A 16,241-nucleotide genomic window follows, 5' to 3' on the forward strand; every position below is an offset into this window, starting at 1 on the left:
TCAGAGCAGCGTCGGCTGCGCATCGGGAGCGACATAGGCGCGGGTCCCACCGCGCTCAACCCGCGGGCGTGGTGCGGAGGGCGCACCATCCACCCGCGCATCGACCGCACCATCCCGGAAGCGCAGCGTCACCGCGCCGGCCGCCTTCGCCGCCGCGCTGGACGACAGGGTCGCACCGCCGTCGCTGGCGGTGATGCGGGCATAGCCGCGCTCCAGCACGTTATCGGGGTTGAGCGTCTGGACGAGCCGCCACGTCGCCGTCAGCCGGTCCCGCGCGGAGGCCACCTGCCGCTCCAGCACCGCTGGCCGCAACGCCCCGGCCGCCCGGTCGAGCGTACCCCGCGCCGCAACCACGCGCCGCTCCAATCCCCGGTCCAGCCGCTGCGCCGCATCGTCGGCGCGCTGCCGCTGAGGTCCGAGCAGCGCCTCCCGCTTCGGCAGCAGCCGCGCCAGTCCGTCCAGCCTCTGACGGCCATAGTCGACATAGCGGCGGGCGCAGCGCTCGATCCGCTGGTGGTGGCTGGCGACGGTCAGGCGCAGGTCGGCAATCACCGGCACCGCGATCTCCGCGGCTGCGGTCGGCGTCGGCGCGCGCAGGTCGGCGGCGTGATCGCACAGACTGGTATCGGTCTCGTGGCCGACCGCGGAGATGATCGGGATCGAACAGTCGGCGACGGCGCGGACCACGACCTCCTCGTTGAAGGCCCACAGGTCCTCGATCGAGCCGCCGCCGCGCGCGACGATGACGAGGTCGGGGCGCGGTACCGGTCCGTCAGCGGGCAAGGCGTCGAAGCCGCGCACCGCTGCGGCGACCTCCCCCGCCGCACCCTCGCCCTGCACCTTCACCGGCCACACGACAACATGCGTCGGGCAACGATCCTCCAGCCGATGGAGGATGTCGCGGATCACCGCGCCGGTCGGGGAGGTCACGACGCCGATGACGCGCGGCATGAACGGCAGCGCCTGTTTGCGGTCGCGGTCGAACAGGCCCTCCGCCGCTAGCTTGGCGCGCAGCTTCTCGAACAGGGCCATCAGCGCGCCGGCACCGGCCAGCTCCATCCGCTCGATCACGACCTGGTATTTGGAACGTCCGGGATAGGTGGTGAGCTTGCCGGTCGCGATCACCTCGATCCCGTCCTGCGGGCTGAAGGCGAGGCCCGACGCCGCCCCCTTCCACATCACACCGTCGATCACTGCCGCTTCGTCCTTCAGGCAGAGATAGGCATGGCCCGACGCGGCGCGCTTGTAGCCGCTGATCTCGCCGCGCAGGCGGACATGGCCGAACTCGCCCTCCACCATCCGCTTCAGCTTCATCGACAGCTCGCCGACCGACAGCGCGAGCGCGTTGTCGCCGGGCACGGCCTCCGCTACGAGCCGGGCTTCATCGGAAAAGGGGTCTGGCATGAACGTCCTGCTATTGGGCTCGGGGGGGCGCGAACACGCATTGGCGTGGAAGCTGGCCCAGTCCAAGTCACTGGATACGCTGTATGCCGCACCGGGCAACCCCGGCATTGCCGGGCATGCGACGATCGTGGCGCTGGACGCGACCGATCACGCCGCCGTGGTCCGCTTCTGTCGCGACCATGCGATCGGCCTTGTCGTGATCGGGCCGGAGGCACCGCTGGTCGACGGTCTCGCCGACTCGCTGCGCACGGTCGACGTGCCGGTGTTCGGCCCTTCTAGAGCGGCTGCGCAGCTGGAGGGGTCGAAGGGCTTCACCAAGGATTTGTGCGCGCGCGCGGGCATTCCGACCGCAGGGTACATCCGCGTCACCGACCGCCCGACGGCGGAAGCGACGTTGGCGGGAACCTTCGGCCTACCGGTCGTCATCAAGGCGGACGGGCTGGCGGCGGGCAAGGGCGTGACCGTGGCGATGACGAAGGACGAGGCGATCGCCGCGATCGCGGACCTGTTTGCGGACGACGGTGGCGAGGCGGTGATCGAGGAGTTTCTCGACGGCGAGGAAGCCAGCCTGTTCGTCCTGACCGACGGCAGGACGCTGATGCCGTTCGGATCGGCGCAGGATCACAAACGGGTCGGCGACGGCGATACTGGCCCGAACACCGGCGGCATGGGCGCGTACAGCCCGGCCCGCGTGCTGACGCCAGAACTCGAGGCGCTGGCGATCGATACCATCGTCCGTCCTACCGTGGAGGCGCTGGCGGCCGAGGGAATGCCGTTTGTCGGCGTCCTCTATGCCGGGCTGATGCTGACGCGGAGCGGACCGAAGTTAATCGAATACAACGCCCGCTTCGGCGATCCGGAGGCGCAGGTGCTGATGCCGCGGTTCGAGGGCGATCTGGTGCAGGTGATGCTCGCCTGCGCCACCGGCACGCTGGCAGAGGTTGCGCCGCCGGTCTTCTCCGGCCGATCGGCCTTGACCGTCGTCGTCGCGGCGGCGGGATATCCCGCCGCGCCGCGAACCGGCGGGCGGATCGAAGGGCTGGCCGAAGCGGAGGCGACCGGCACGTTCGTGTTCCAGGCGGGGACCCGCGCCGATGGCGACACGCTGCGGACGAGCGGCGGGCGGGTCGTGGCGGTGACGGCGCTGGGCGACAGCGTCGCCGCGGCGCAGGCCGCCGCCTATCGCGGCGTCGCGGCGCTGGCGGTCGAGGGCGGTTTTCACCGCACCGACATCGGCTGGCGGGAGGTGGAGCGGGAGACGCGTTGATCGCTCACCAGTGATGTGACAATGTTGCATCGAGGCGCGGGTCGACTCGTTGCGCCGGGAGGGTTCATCATGCGTCTTCGTGCCGCCGTCGCCGCCGCCTCGCTGCTGGTCACCACGTCGGCGGCCCCGCCGCCGTTATCGTCGGCGCTGCTTCAGCGGACCGGCGGAGCGACCAGAACGATCGCCCGCCACCCCGACACGCGATCACCGGTGCACTGCCGTATCGGTGATGACCGATCCGACCTGGTGCAGTTTGCACCGGGAGCGCCCATCGCCCCACCGCCGCCACCGCCGCCGCCGCCGCCGCCGCCTCCCTCCCCGTCGCCGGCCGCCACGAACAGCGAGATCATCGTCACCGGCGCATCGCGGGCGACGACCTCGGCTATTATCCCGCCGACGATGATCCGCGGACCCGCACCCTATGGCGCGCCGGGCAATACCGAACGCTATGCCGGGAACGCCGTGGCCGCCGTCCACAGCGTCGCCGATACGCCCGTCTCCACCTTTTCGGTCGACGTCGACACGGGATCCTATGCCAATGTCCGCCGCTTTCTGAAGGAGGGGCAACCGGTTCCGGCGGAAGCGGTCCGGACCGAGGAACTCATCAACTATTTCCGCTACGACTATCCGCGACCGACTGATGCCGCACAGCCGTTCAGCGTCACGACGAATGTCGCGCGGACGCCGTGGAATGCGGATACGCGGCTACTGCGGATCGGTCTGCGCGGCTACGACGTGACGACAGCGACACGACCGCCCGTCAATCTGGTGTTCCTGGTCGACGTATCGGGATCGATGGCCAGCCCCGACAAGCTGCCGCTGGTGAAGGCGGCACTGTCCGGGCTCGCCGATCGGCTGACCCCGCGCGACCGGGTGTCGATCGTCGTCTATGCCGGTGCGGCGGGCATCGTGCTCGATCCCACGTCGAGCGCGGACTACGTCAAGGCCGCGCTGTCGTGCCTGTCGGCGGGCGGCAGCACCGCCGGCGGACAGGGGCTGGAACTGGCCTATGCCACGGCGCGCGCGGGCTTCATCAGGAACGGCGTCAATCGCATCCTGCTGGCGACGGACGGAGACTTCAACGTCGGCGTGGCCAGCAACGACGCGGTCGAGGCGATGGTCAAGCGCAACCGCGACGACGGCATCACCCTGACCACGCTGGGGTTCGGGACCGGCAACTACAACGAGGCGATGATGGAGCGCATCGCCGATGTCGGCAACGGCAACTACGCCTATATCGACAGCGCAATGGAGGCCGAGAAGGTGCTGGGCCAGGAGATGGCCGCAACGCTCGTCACGATCGCCAAGGACGTGAAGGTGCAGGTCGAATTCAACCCAGCCGTCGTCGCGCGGTATCGGTTGATCGGGTATGAGAATCGGGCGCTGCGGGACGAGGATTTCACGAACGATGCGGTCGATGCCGGCGACATGGGCGCGGGCCATCAGGTGACGGCGCTGTACGAGGTCGTGCCCGTGGGCGCGAAGGGTTGGATCGAACAGCGGCGCTACGCCGGCAATCGGGCCCTCGCGACGTCAGGATCAGGGCTAGGCGGCGAGATGGCCTATGTCCGGTTGCGCTACAAGCTGCCCGCCGGCGGGGCGTCGCGCGAGATGGATCGGCCCGTGTCCGCCGCATCGCTGCGCCGGGCGGTGCTACCGGCAGGGGACATGGCCTTCGCGGTGGCGGTCGCGGCTTACGGGCAGCGGCTGCGCGGCGACCCGCTGCTGGAGCGATATAGCTTTGCCGATATCCGACAACTGGCCGGCGATACACCGGATTACTGGCGGCAGGAGTTCGGCCAACTTACCCGGCTGGCAGATCGCGGCGCGGGCCGGTCCGGTGGCAGCGACTGAGCGGTGTGCGCGGATTAGCACTCGCAGGTGTCGGAACGGCGGGTTAGACGCGGTGTTATGAACGAGACCAGCGCCGCCACCTCCGCACCCGGCTCCAGCCTGCTGCCCGACGGCACGGGGGTCATCACGACGATCCACCTCGTGCTGATCGTCCTGATCGCCCTCGCGGCGGTTGCGGTCATCGTCATCGGCGCGCGGCGCAAGCGGGCGCGACGCCAGGCTGAAATCCAGGTCGAACGCAATGCGGAGCAGGCGGGTATCGAACCGGCCGCGCCTGCGCCTGTCGCGGGTGAGGAGGTGAGCGTTACGCCGCCTCCACCACCGCCTCCGCCCTCACCGGCAGTCGAGCAGGTCCAGACGCAGTCTCAGGTATCTGCACAGTCCTTCGCGGCCGAGCCCATGCCGGTCGTGACGCCGCCTGCCGATCGCCTTCCTGCAGTCGATTCCCGGCCTGTCGATCCCCAGCCGGCCGATCCCCAACCGGCGGATCCCACGTCGCTATCGGACGAACCGATTCCGGCCGCCGCGCCGCTGGACGCCAGCCCGGCGACGCTCGCAGGCGACTTGCCGGGTCCGGACCTCGTCAAGCGTGACGCCGCGACGCCGGTGTCGGCGGATGCGCCGGTGACGACCCTGAAGGGTCTCGGCCCGAAGGTCGCGGCACGACTGTCGGAACTGGGCGTCACGACCGTGGGTCAGATCGCTGCGCTGACGGATGCCGAGGCAGAGGCGCTGGATGCCGAGCTCGGCGCGTTCCGGGGTCGGATGAGCCGGGATCGCTGGATCGAGCAGGCGCGCTTGCTGTCGGCGGGTGACCGGGCCGGTTTCGAGGCGGCGTTCGGCCGGCTTTAGATCGGAAGGTTAGGCTAAGGTTAGTCCAACGCGCATCTTTCGGCATGCGCGCTTTGGGGTGTACCGGCGAGTTCAAGGAGCGAGGCCGCGGTATAGCCGATGCGAGGGTTGTAGGACAGCGTGACGCGTCCTGCCGCCCTCGACACCTCTTGCTCGATATACCGGCGATCGAGTGCGTCCGCCTCCTCGTCAAGCCGGGACGGGCCCGGCACGACGTAGACCGTTGCTCGCGAGTGCTGCCGACGGCGCGAGCGACGGTCAGCCCCCGTGCCCTACACCGCGCTGACGAGCAGCTTGTCGATGCGGCGACCGTCGAGATCGACGACCTCGAACCGCCAGCCCTGTTCGACGAAGCTCTCGCCCTCCAGCGGCAAATGGCGAAACGCGGCAAGGGCGAGGCCGGCGGCGGTGGCGTAGTCGCGGTCCTCGGGCAGGTCGATGCCGAGCCGTTCCGCCAGCGCGTCCGCCGACGCGGTGCCCGCGACCAGCAGCGATCCGTCGTCGCGTTCGACGACCGGCGGTGCTTCGTCGGGGTCCGCGTCCGAGGCGAAGGTGCCGCCGATCGCGGACAACAGGTCGGCGGGCGTGACGATGCCTTCGAAATGGCCGTATTCGTCGTGGATCAGCGCCATCGGCACCTCCGCCTGACGCAGCGCCAGCAGCGCATCCGGCGCGTCGATGACGTCGATGACGACCGGCGCCTTGCGCATCAGCTTCGCAAGATCGAGCGGCTCGCCGCGCAGCAGCGTCGCGGCGATGTCGCGCGACTGCACCACACCCTCTACCGCATCGATCGACCCGCGCGCCACCGGCAGGCGGGTATGCTGGCTGGCCATCAGCTTGGCGCGCAGCGCGTCGTCACCGGCATCGAGGTCGAGCCAGTCGACCTCCGTCCGCGGCGTCATGATCTCCCGCACTGGCCGGTCGGCAAGGCGAACGACGCCGGAGATGATCGATCGCTCATGCTCCTCGATCACGCCCGATTTCGACGCCTCCGCGACGATCAGGTGCAGTTCTTCCGCCGTCACCTGATCCTCGTTCTCGCGATCGAGGCGCAACAGATGGAAGATCAGCGCGCTCGACTTGTCGAGCAGCCAGACGAGCGGCGCGGTCAGGATGGCGAGCCAACCCATCGGCACCGCGACCAGCGCAGCAACTGCCTCCGGCGAGCGCAACGCGAACTGCTTGGGCACGAGTTCACCGATGATCAGCGATGCATAGGTCGTCAGCGCGATCACCAGCGCATAGCCCACCGTCGATGCGGTTTCCGCGGACATGCCCAGCATCTGCAATCGCGCGGCCGTCGGCGTGCCGAGGCTGGCACCGGAATAGGCGCCTGCGATGATGCCGATCAGGGTGATGCCGATCTGCACCGTCGACAGGAACTTGCCGGGATCGGCGGACAGCGTCATCGCCGCGCGCGCGCCGCGCTTGCCGGAGCGGGCCATCGCCTCCAGCCGTGCCTTGCGCGAGGAGACCAGGGCGAGCTCGCTCATCGCGAACACGCCGTTCAGCGCTACGAGCGCCAGGATGATGAAGACATCAATCCAGGGAAAGGGAGGAAGTGCCATCGGCTTGGGTGCTTCCTTAGCCGGGATGATCCGGCCGCCACAACCGTTCATGTCACGATATGGGTCAGGCGACTTCAGGGTCAGCTTCGGTTCAGTGCGCAACCGGAACAAGGGGGCATGCGCAGGGTTGACCTGCCGAGATCGCAAAAGAGGGGATCGCCCATGAAGACCCGTCCGTTACTGCTCGCCAGCCTGACCGCGCTGCTGACCACCACCGCCTGCGTCACCGATCCGGAGACGGGGCAGCGCACGATCAGCAAGACCGCGATCGGCGGCATCGGCGGCGCACTGGGCGGGTACCTGCTGGGCGATCTGGTCGGCGGCCGGCGCGACCGCACCGAGAAGATCCTGGGCGCGGGCATCGGCGGCCTCGCCGGGGCCGGCATCGGCGCGTACATGGACAAACAGGAGCGTGAGTTGCGGGCCCGCACCGCCGGCACCGACGTTCAGGTGATCCGCCGCGGCGACGATCTGGTGCTGAACATCCCGTCGGGCATTACCTTCGCCTATGACAGCGCCGACGTGCAGCCGCAGTTCAAGCGGACGCTGGATCAGGTCGCGTCGACGCTGGCCGAATATAACCAGACCTATATCGACGTATACGGCCACACCGATTCGACCGGCAGCGACGCGTATAATCAGACCCTGTCGGAACGCCGCGCGCTGTCGGTAGCGAACTATCTGGCGTCGCAGGGCGTGCAGCAGGCGCGGATCGGTACCCGCGGCTATGGCGAGACGCAGCCGATCGAACCGAACGACACCGATGCGGGCCGCGCGGCGAATCGGCGCGTCGAAGTGAAGATCGTGCCGATCACGCAGAACGATTTGCGGCAGTAGGGCCGGCGCGGGTCGGGGTGGCGGCTTGCCTTATCGGGGCGCAAGTCCGTGATTGGAGCACGCTCCTTCCCCCCCCCCTGAGGGATCGGTGCAAAATTTCTTCGGCCACCCGGCGAAGGTCGGGGTCCAGTCGCGTTATCGGCGGTAACATCCTGAAACCGCTACCCTACCGGGCCGCGGCCTCCGCCGAGTTGGGGTATTTACTAAAGGGAAGCGGCGCTGTTTCGCTGCGATCCCTTTGGAGAAAGACGTGCGTGGGGCACGCGGCGGGTTCTCCAAGACCTGCATCACCGTCGTGCGGCAAAGAACTCCCTCAGCAACTCGCCGGCTTCACGCTCACCGATGCCCGAGTATACGTCCGGCCGATGGTGGCAGGTTGGCTGCCCGAACAGCCGCGGTCCGTGCTCGACCGCCCCGCCCTTCGCGTCGGGAGCGCCGTAATAGAGCCGCCGGATCCGCGCATGCACGATCGCACCGGCGCACATCGCGCAGGGCTCCAGCGTCACCCAGAGGTCGCAATCCTCCAACCGCTCGCGGCCGAGCACCGACGCCGCGGCGCGAATCGCCAGCATCTCCGCATGCGCCGTCGGGTCGCTCATTCGCCGTGGCGCATTTCCGGCAACAGCCAGCGCCTCGCCACCGCGCATCACCACCGCGCCAACGGGCACTTCTCCCGTCGCCGCCGCGTCGCGAGCGGCGAGGAGCGCGGTGCGCATCGGTTCAGGGAGCGGGAACATCGCCGGCGTCATGCGGGCGACGTCCCCTCGCCTGCAAGGCTCAGTTCGGGGCTTGTGCGTTCGCCGGACGTTCGACGTTGATCGTCGGCACCGCCACGGTCTTGTTCTCCGTGCCCAACGACACCCGCGCGACATCGGCCTCGAACTTGGGGGCCTGCACGACGCCGCGTTGGGTCTGGTCGATCGAGACGATGTTGAAGTAGAGCAGACCGGCGACCACCAGCACGGCGATTGCAACCAGGACCAACAGCGCGCGCATTCTCGTCTCTCCCATCCGATTCGATGGCGTAACAACGCGCCTCGTCGACAAGCGTTGCACGGGTGGAAGCTTGACGGATCGACCGTTGCCCGATACGAGCGCGACCTTTCCGGGCCGACCCGAAAACCAGGCCAACACCGAGATAAGGTAGTCATCATGTCGCGCATTTGCGAGCTGACCGGCAAGGGCCGGCAGGTGGGTAACAACGTTTCCCACGCCAACAACAAGACCAAGCGCACGTTCCTGCCCAATTTGCAGAACGTCACGCTGATCTCCGACGCGCTGGAACAGGGCGTCCGCCTGCGCGTGTCGACGCACGGCCTGCGCTCGGTCGAGCACAATGGCGGTCTGGACAATTGGCTGGTGAAGACCAGCGACGACAAGCTGTCGCTGCGTTGCCGCCGCCTGAAGCGCAACATCGTCAAGAAGCGCGCCACGACCGACGTCGCCGCGTAACGCGCGTCCCCTATGGGTCACGAAAGGCCCGCGCATCATGGTATGCGCGGGCCTTTCGGCGTGTCCGGCGTGATCCGCTAGCAGGTCAGCCGGAACTTCAGCAGCAGGGTGCGCTGGATCGGCAGGTGATTATCGTCCGACACCAGCCAGACGACGGTCGAGCCGCCTTCCCGCCGGGCGGCGACGCCTTCGAAATTGTCCGTGATGAGCGGCGCGGCAAGGATGCCGATCGGCCGCGCCTGCACGCGCGCTTTTGGCCGAATCGCCTGCAGATCCACGATCCCGACGCGGAGCGACCATGAAAAGGGCAATGTGAACCCACGCTCCAGGATCAGCAGGCGGCCATCGGGCAATTGGGTCATGTCCGACGGATCGTCGTGATCGTTGGTCGGGGCATAGCCGAATCGGAACGCCGGCCGGGTCCGCGTCGGATCGCCCGGCCAGACCAGCCCCATCCGCAGCCGTGCTCCCACTTCGCGCGGCGGTGATTCCGAGATCGCGACGAAACGGCCATCCGCCAGACGAGCGAACGACTCGATCCCGCCATTGTCGCTCCAGTCCCGCATCGCCGCCGGCGCGATGCCGCGGTCGCCGCGACCGAAGCCGGGCGTATAGCGCCAGATCTGGTTATAACCCTCATACCCCACCCACGCGCGGTCCGTGACGGGATCGATCGCAAGCGACTCGGCGTCGCGGTGGCGTTTTTCCCAGCCGCTGGCAGGGCCGCCGGGCAGATCCTCGAACATGACGTCGCGCGGCGTCCAGTCGGCGCCCATTCGAAACCGGAGCACCTGCCCCCCGTCGCCGATCATCGTAAACCGGTCGCCACGGACCGCGAGCGCGGAGAAGCCGCCGAACGTGCGGTCGCTACCGGTCAGGGCGACACCACCCAGATAATCGAGGCAGCCGACGCGTCGTCGCGCCGGATCGCGGGCATCGAGTGGCACGCGTTCCGCCGTGACCGAGAGTTGGCCTGAGGGCACCGGTCGCCGTTCCAGCGTCGTCCACCGTGGCAGCACCGCGAGAGGGAAGAGGACGATCGTGGCCAGTAGAACGGGGCGTCGCACCCGCCGGCCATAGCGGACACTCCCCGCGCCGCCAGCCTGAACCGCCGATAACGGACGCATTCAGTATCCGCTCAACGCGAATCGGCGAAAAGCCTCTCATCGACGACGGGCCCACAACCCGCCGACGGGCCAGAAACGGGAGTAAGAAACATGTTCAGGAAGTTTTCCCTCGCCGCTGCCGCTCTCGCAATGGGCGCGTCGGCCTTGATCCCCGCCACCGCTGCCGAAGCGCAGCGCGGCCGTCATTATCGCAGCTACGACGATCGCGGTTACGGCCAGTCCTATCGCGGCTACGACCGTCGCGATTACCGTGACCGTCGCGACTATCGCGGGCGTCAGCGGTGCAAGGACGGCGCAGGCGGTGCCATCATCGGCGCCATTGCCGGCGGCCTGCTCGGCCGCACCGTCGACACCCGCGGCGACCGAACGGTCGGCACGCTGGGCGGCGCGGTGCTCGGCGGACTCGCCGGTCGCGAGATCGATCGGTCGGATCGTCCCGGATACTGCCGCCGCTAACGCCTGCGGCAGTTGCGTACCCCCCGCGTAGCGTTTGGGGGGCGGGGGGTCGGTTCCTGGCGGGGCCGGCCCCCTTGTGCGTGCGCCTGCATTGCGGTGTCAACGCCTCCACGCTACGGGTGAAAGCATGTTTCGTGCGATCATGCTGTCGGTGCAGGTGGCGGCCCAGGTGCCAGTTGCGCCGCCGACGGTGCCCGCGCCCGACATCATCGTTACGGGCGAACGTCCGGCGATCAAGGACGAGGTCCGACGGAAGGTGGAGCGCGTGCTCCCGCCCCTGTCGTTCGATCACCCGCTTGCGCGTTTCACCGTGCCGGTGTGCCCCGGCGTGGTCGGCCTCGCGCGTCCGTCCGCACAGGCGATCGTCGACAGGATCGGTGTCATCGCCGACGAGGTCGGCTTGCGCGTCGGCGAGCCCGGATGCGATCCGAACCTGCTGGTGCTGATCGTCCCCGATTCGCGGGTCACGGTACGCCGGCTCGCCAGTCGCCGGCAGGGGGTCGTCGCAGCGCAGTCGCTGGCGGACGTCCGACGGATCGTCGCGGAGCCGGGCGCCGCCCGCGCCTGGGTGGAAGCCGAGGTCCGCAGCCGCGACGGCACGCCGCTCTACCTTGGTGCAGGCGGACCGCCGGAACTGGCGATCGAGAGCCCCAGCCGCGTCGCGCTCTCGTTCCGCCGCGATATCGTCGCGGCCTATATCGTCATCGACGCGGCCAGTGTCGCGGGACGCGATACGACGCAGATCGCCGACTATGCCGCGATGAGGGGACTCGCCGACGGACGCTCGGGGCGGGCGGCGGCGGGCGACTCGATCCTTGCGACGTTCACGCCGGACGGCGATACGCGGGCACCGGCGACGTTGACGGCGATCGATCGTGGCGTGCTGCGCGGCCTGTACAGCGGACAGGGCAACCGGGCCTCGGTCAATACGAGCAGTTCGATCGTGGCGACGATCGTCGGTGGCGGCGGGAAATAGGCGGGCGTTGCGCGCCGAAATTCGGTCTCGCCGGCTTTGGCAAGTTCGAGAGGCCGCTCCGGGTGCAAGCGAACTTCACGTTGCTTTTTACCGCCGCGCGCCGACGGTAGTCAGTGACTGGCCCGGCTATGTCCGCCCTGGATACGTCGCCCCGGCTTGCGTCGGGGTCTTCTACGGCGGGGTTCTGATGACATCCCCGTGAACCGTTCGCCCTGACCCTGTCGAAGCACCGATGAGGCGCATGCCCTTCGACAGGCTCAGGCGAACGGAGCGGGCGGTTCGACGTCATGTCACCGCGTGCGACCGTTTCGATGCACACGATTGCCGCACCGCCGTTCGACGTCGACCGGTTCGGCTTGCGCCGACCCGCCGGCCGTGCCGGTGGTGGCGGCGCGGCAAGGCCGCGCTGCCGCCATCGTCAGTACATATGCTGGCCGCCGTTGATGCTCAGCGTCGATCCGGTGACGAAGCCGCCGTCCTCCGAGCACAGGAAGGCCACGCCGCGTGCGATTTCGTGAGCTTGGCCCAGGCGACCGACCGGAATTTTGGCGACGATCTTCTCCAGCACCTCGGGCGGGACTGCAGCGACCATGTCGGTGTCGATATAGCCCGGCGCGATCGCGTTGACCGTCACTCCGGCGCGCGCGCCTTCCTGCGCCAGCGCCTTGGTGAAGCCGTGGATACCGGACTTGGCGGCGGCGTAGTTGACCTGGCCGTACTGGCCGGCCTGTCCATTGATCGAGCCGATGTTGACGATGCGGCCCCATTTGCGGTCGCGCATGCCGGGGAAGACGGCCTTGGCCATGTTGAAGCAACCGCCCAAATTGGTGTCGATCACTTCCTTCCACGCCTGATAGGTCATCTTCAGGATCGTGCCGTCGCGGGTGATGCCGGCATTGTTGACCACCACGTCGACCGGACCGAGATCGGATGCGACCTTTGCGCACCCCTCCTGACAGGCGTCGTAGTCGGACACGTCCCACTTGTAGGCGGGGATGCCGGTCCGTTCGGTGAATTCGGCCGCGCGCTGTTCGTTGCCCGCATAGTTCGCGGCGACGGTGAAGCCGGCTTCCTTCAGCGCGAGGCTGATCGCCTCGCCGATGCCGCGCGTTCCGCCCGTGACGATCGCCACTCGTGCCATTCAACCTCTCCCGTTCTGGTTGTGCCGACGCTAGGGCAGGCGCACCCAGCCTTCAAGTTCCCGCGAGACGATGTTGCGCAACATTTCGATGCTCACATCCTCGTCGTTCAGGCACGGCAGATAGGCGAAATGGGTGCCCCCCGCCTCTTCGAACGACTCGCGGCCACGGATCGCCAGTTCCTCCAGCGTCTCCAGACAGTCGGCCGAAAAGCCGGGTGCGACGACCGCGACCCTGCGCGTGCCGGCCTTCGCCAGCGCCACCAGCGTCTCGTCGGTCGCCGGCCCCAGCCACTTGGCCGGTCCGAAACGGGACTGGAACGCGATCGTCACCGGCCGACCGAGCGCATCCGCCAGCAGGCGGGCCGTCTTCTGGCAGTGGCAATGATAGGGGTCGCCCAGCGCCAGCGTCCGTTTCGGCATCCCGTGGAAGCTCGCGATCAGCGTTTCCGGCTCGAAGTCGAGCCGCGCCAGCGACTCCGCGATCGAGGTCTTGAGCGCGCCGATATAGAGGGGATCGTCGTGATAGGGCGGCAGCGTGCGGATCGCCGGTTGCCAGCGCATCGTCGCCAGATGCGCGAACGCCTTGTCGTTGGCGGTCGCGGTCGTCGCCGCGCAATATTGCGGATAGAGCGGTGCGAGCAGGATGCGCTCGCACCCGGCATCCTTCATCGCCTGCAACCGCTCGGCGATGGCCGGGTTGCCGTAGCGCATCGCCCAGTCGACCAGCACGCCCGGCCCGAACGCGTCCTTCAGGCGCGTCGCCTGCGCTCGGGTGAAGGCGGCGAGCGGCGAGCCATCCTCGCGCCAGACCTGCTGATAGGCGTGCGCGGATTTCTTCGGCCGCGTATTCAGGATGATGCCGCGCAGGATCGGCTGCCACGCGATCGCCGGAATTTCCACGACGCGGCGATCCGACAGGAATTCGCCGAGGTAGCGCTTCACCGACTTTGCGTCCGCTCCATCGGGCGTCCCGAGATTCATCAGCAGCACGCCGATGCGCGGCTTCGCGATGGGCGGATGATCGGCGGGCGCGTGGACGGGAGGGTTCATGCTCAGGCTCTTAGCGGCAAGCGGCGGATGCGATAGCCCGTCGCGGCATGCAGCGCGTTGGCGATCGCCGGCGCGACGGGTGGAATGGCGAGTTCGGACACGCCGCCGGGCGCTTCGCCGGAGCGGATCAGCTCCACCGTGATATCCGGCGTATCGGCCAGTCGCGGCAGCCACAACCCGTCGAAGCCGCGCGCCGTCGCGAGATTGCGGTCGAACCCGGTCGCCCCGCCCAATGCCTGTGCGAGGCCGACGATCAGCCCGCCCTCGACCTGTTGACGAACGATGTCGGGATTGACCATCCGCCCGCAATCGACCGCCGCGACCAGCCGATCGACCACCGGGCGGCCGTCGTCCCCCATATGTGCCTCCGCCATGACGGCGACATAGCTGCCGCGAAACGCATGCGCGGCGATCCCCTGCCCGCTGCCCTGTACGCCGCCTTCCCACCCGCCGAGGGAGGCGGCGGTCGACAGGCAGCGCGCCAGACGCGGCTCGCCGCCCAGCATCCCGATGCGAAAGGATACCGGTTCGGACCGGCCCGCATGCGCGAGTTCGTCGAGGAAGCATTCGGTGAAGAAGCAGGTCAGCCCATGCGCGCCGCCGCGGAAGTGACCGGTCGGGATGCCGATGTCCGCGGGGTGATGATCGATCGCGACGGTCGGCAACCGGTACGGCGGCAGCGCGCCGCCCACCGCATAGGCATCCGCGCCGTCCGCGCTTTGCACCAGCCGCGTGCCGACGCCAGGCACGAGGCGCCGGGCGAGCACGAGGCCGGTGGCAGGCGCGGCGATCTTCGCCTGCCAGCCGAGGATCGCACCGCCCGCCCCGAGCCGCGCCGCCATCCGCGCGACCGCGGGCGGGCGGTATTCGTCATGCAGCATCGCCTCGCCACGCGACCAGGTCAGGCTGACGGGGCGACCGATCTTCACCGCGATCAAAGCGGCCTGTTCGGCGCATTGCGTGTCGAGCCCCTGCCCCACCGACCCGCCGATCTGCATCGGGTGAACCAGCACCGCCTCCTCCGCCAACCCGGCGGCGCGCGCCGCGGCGGCACGGGCGAGGCCGGGGGCTTGCGTCGGCAGCCACATCTCCAGCCGGCCATTGTCGTAGTGTGCGGTGGCGGCGGGCGTCTCGATCGCGGCGTGAACGCCTGCTGCGGCACGGTAGGTAGCGGTGAACAGCACCGCGCCCCTGAACACCGCGGACAGGTCTCCGGTCGCGGCCAACCGGTGGCCGTTCCCGTCGAGGGCGGTATCGAGCGCGCGGGCGATCGACGCGTCGTCGATCCGCGGGCCGTGCGTCTCGAACCGGGCGCCGAGCGCCTCCAGGCCCTGGCTCGCGGCCCACCATGTCGTCGCCACGTTGGCAACCCAACGCTGCGTCTCCACCACCGACAGCACCCCGCGCACGCGGTCGGCGGCGGCGCGATCGACCTTCACCAGCCGGCTGTCGCCCAGCGGTCCCTGATGGATGGCTACATGCACCATGTCCGGAAGCCGGATATCGCCGGCGAAGTTGACGGAGCCGTCGACCTTGGCCGGGGCATCGAGGCGCGGCAGGTCCTGCCCGATTAGCTTGCCCGCCCCCTGCACCCCGATCGGCAACGGATCGGGCGGGGTCAGCTTCGCCGCGGCGGCAGCGAGTTCGGCGAAGCGCAGGCGCTGCCGGCCGAGAACGACGAAGCCGGCCGCGGTGCTGCACGCGCGCCAGTCCGCGTCCCAGCGTTCGGCGGCGGCCATGCACAACAGCGCGCGGGCAGTCGCGGCGGCATCACGCGCGGGTTCCTCGAAGCGGCGGATCGCGCTGGAGGCGGCGGTGAGCATCGGTGCGGGGTTCGCGGCGGTGACGCCGGTCGGCATCCCCTCCAGCAGGTCGTCGAGCCCCAGCGCGTTGGCGTAGAGCGGGCTGAGCGGTGCGGCCTCCACCGCCACGGTGCGCCAATCCGCGCCGAGTTCGTCGGCGACGATCTGCGGCAGCGTGGTCCAGATGCCCTGCCCGTGTTCGGCTTGCGGCACGGCAACGGTGATATGGCCGTCCTCGCCGATCTTCAGATACGCACCGAACGGCGTCTCGCCAGCACTGGCGACCAGCGTCGGCGGATAATCGCGCGGCCACAGATTCCACGCGACGATCAGGCCGGTGCCGATGCCGCCGGCGACCAGGAGCTGGCGGCGGTCTATCGGCATGGGGTCGCGGGCGAGGTCATCGGATGGAGTTAGCGGGTTTTCGGGCGCGGCTTAAGTGTTTGCTGCGC

15 protein-coding genes are annotated in these 16,241 nt (G+C 68.9%); 7 read left to right on the forward strand and 8 right to left on the reverse strand.

Annotated features, from left to right (window positions below):
• Positions 1–1,404, reverse strand: coding sequence for an exodeoxyribonuclease VII large subunit (gene xseA, locus AC0CH8_RS12180; RefSeq protein WP_465240119.1), 1,404 nt, complete (start codon positions 1,402–1,404; stop codon positions 1–3).
• Here xseA and purD point away from each other — a divergent pair.
• From purD to AC0CH8_RS12195, 3 genes are all read left to right on the forward strand, one after another.
• A complete protein-coding gene (gene purD, locus AC0CH8_RS12185) occupies positions 1,403–2,671 on the forward strand; it encodes a phosphoribosylamine--glycine ligase (RefSeq protein WP_465240120.1) in 1,269 nt (422 codons plus the stop codon). The genes xseA and purD overlap by 2 nt on opposite strands.
• Before the next feature lie 69 nt (positions 2,672–2,740).
• Positions 2,741–4,525 (forward strand): vWA domain-containing protein, encoded by a 1,785-nt coding sequence (locus AC0CH8_RS12190; RefSeq protein WP_465240121.1) that lies wholly within the window; start codon positions 2,741–2,743, stop codon positions 4,523–4,525.
• A gap of 57 nt (positions 4,526–4,582) precedes the next feature.
• Positions 4,583–5,377, forward strand: a complete 795-nt coding sequence (locus tag AC0CH8_RS12195) for a hypothetical protein (protein WP_465240122.1) — start codon at positions 4,583–4,585, stop codon at positions 5,375–5,377.
• A 272-nt stretch (positions 5,378–5,649) separates the two neighbouring features.
• Here AC0CH8_RS12195 and AC0CH8_RS12200 read toward each other — a convergent pair whose 3' ends face one another.
• Positions 5,650–6,948: a hemolysin family protein gene (locus tag AC0CH8_RS12200; protein WP_465240123.1), complete on the reverse strand. Its 1,299-nt coding sequence runs from the start codon at positions 6,946–6,948 to the stop codon at positions 5,650–5,652.
• A 162-nt stretch (positions 6,949–7,110) separates the two neighbouring features.
• Here AC0CH8_RS12200 and AC0CH8_RS12205 point away from each other — a divergent pair, with 162 nt between their 5' ends.
• Positions 7,111–7,785, forward strand: a complete 675-nt coding sequence (locus tag AC0CH8_RS12205) for a YiaD family glycine zipper/OmpA-like lipoprotein (protein ID WP_211534567.1) — start codon at positions 7,111–7,113, stop codon at positions 7,783–7,785.
• Positions 7,786–8,072: 287 nt separating this feature from the next.
• On the opposite strand, the gene AC0CH8_RS12210 is transcribed toward AC0CH8_RS12205, so the two are convergent.
• A complete protein-coding gene (locus AC0CH8_RS12210) occupies positions 8,073–8,501 on the reverse strand; it encodes a nucleoside deaminase (protein WP_465240168.1) in 429 nt (142 codons plus the stop codon).
• A gap of 61 nt (positions 8,502–8,562) precedes the next feature.
• Positions 8,563–8,781, reverse strand: coding sequence for a hypothetical protein (locus AC0CH8_RS12215; protein ID WP_204200062.1), 219 nt, complete (start codon positions 8,779–8,781; stop codon positions 8,563–8,565).
• 156 nt (positions 8,782–8,937) lie between these two features.
• Between AC0CH8_RS12215 and rpmB the strand changes: the two genes are divergently transcribed.
• Positions 8,938–9,237 carry a 50S ribosomal protein L28 gene (gene rpmB, locus AC0CH8_RS12220; protein ID WP_204200063.1) on the forward strand — a complete coding sequence of 100 codons (300 nt, stop codon included), beginning with the start codon at positions 8,938–8,940 and terminating at the stop codon, positions 9,235–9,237.
• 77 nt (positions 9,238–9,314) lie between these two features.
• Here the strand turns inward: rpmB and AC0CH8_RS12225 are convergent, their stop codons facing one another.
• Positions 9,315–10,364 (reverse strand): esterase-like activity of phytase family protein, encoded by a 1,050-nt coding sequence (locus AC0CH8_RS12225; RefSeq protein WP_465240124.1) that lies wholly within the window; start codon positions 10,362–10,364, stop codon positions 9,315–9,317.
• A gap of 90 nt (positions 10,365–10,454) precedes the next feature.
• On the opposite strand from AC0CH8_RS12225, the gene AC0CH8_RS12230 reads away from it, so the two are divergent.
• A complete protein-coding gene (locus AC0CH8_RS12230) occupies positions 10,455–10,820 on the forward strand; it encodes a glycine zipper 2TM domain-containing protein (RefSeq protein WP_204200065.1) in 366 nt (121 codons plus the stop codon).
• 127 nt (positions 10,821–10,947) lie between these two features.
• Complete coding sequence (locus AC0CH8_RS12235) at positions 10,948–11,796, forward strand: hypothetical protein (RefSeq protein WP_465240125.1); 849 nt, start codon at positions 10,948–10,950, stop codon at positions 11,794–11,796.
• A gap of 418 nt (positions 11,797–12,214) precedes the next feature.
• Here AC0CH8_RS12235 and phbB read toward each other — a convergent pair whose 3' ends face one another.
• The 3 genes from phbB to AC0CH8_RS12250 are packed head-to-tail and all read right to left on the reverse strand — an operon-like array spanning position 12,215 to position 16,173.
• Positions 12,215–12,937, reverse strand: a complete 723-nt coding sequence (gene phbB / locus AC0CH8_RS12240; protein ID WP_204200067.1) for an acetoacetyl-CoA reductase — start codon at positions 12,935–12,937, stop codon at positions 12,215–12,217.
• A 30-nt stretch (positions 12,938–12,967) separates the two neighbouring features.
• On the reverse strand, positions 12,968–13,987 hold the full coding sequence (hemH, locus tag AC0CH8_RS12245; protein WP_465240126.1) for a ferrochelatase: 1,020 nt from the start codon (positions 13,985–13,987) through the stop codon (positions 12,968–12,970).
• A 2-nt stretch (positions 13,988–13,989) separates the two neighbouring features.
• Positions 13,990–16,173: a xanthine dehydrogenase family protein molybdopterin-binding subunit gene (locus tag AC0CH8_RS12250; protein WP_465240127.1), complete on the reverse strand. Its 2,184-nt coding sequence runs from the start codon at positions 16,171–16,173 to the stop codon at positions 13,990–13,992.
• Between the last annotated feature and the right edge of the window lie 68 nt (positions 16,174–16,241).

It is taken from the genome of Sphingomonas sp. AC435 (genome assembly GCF_979253005.1).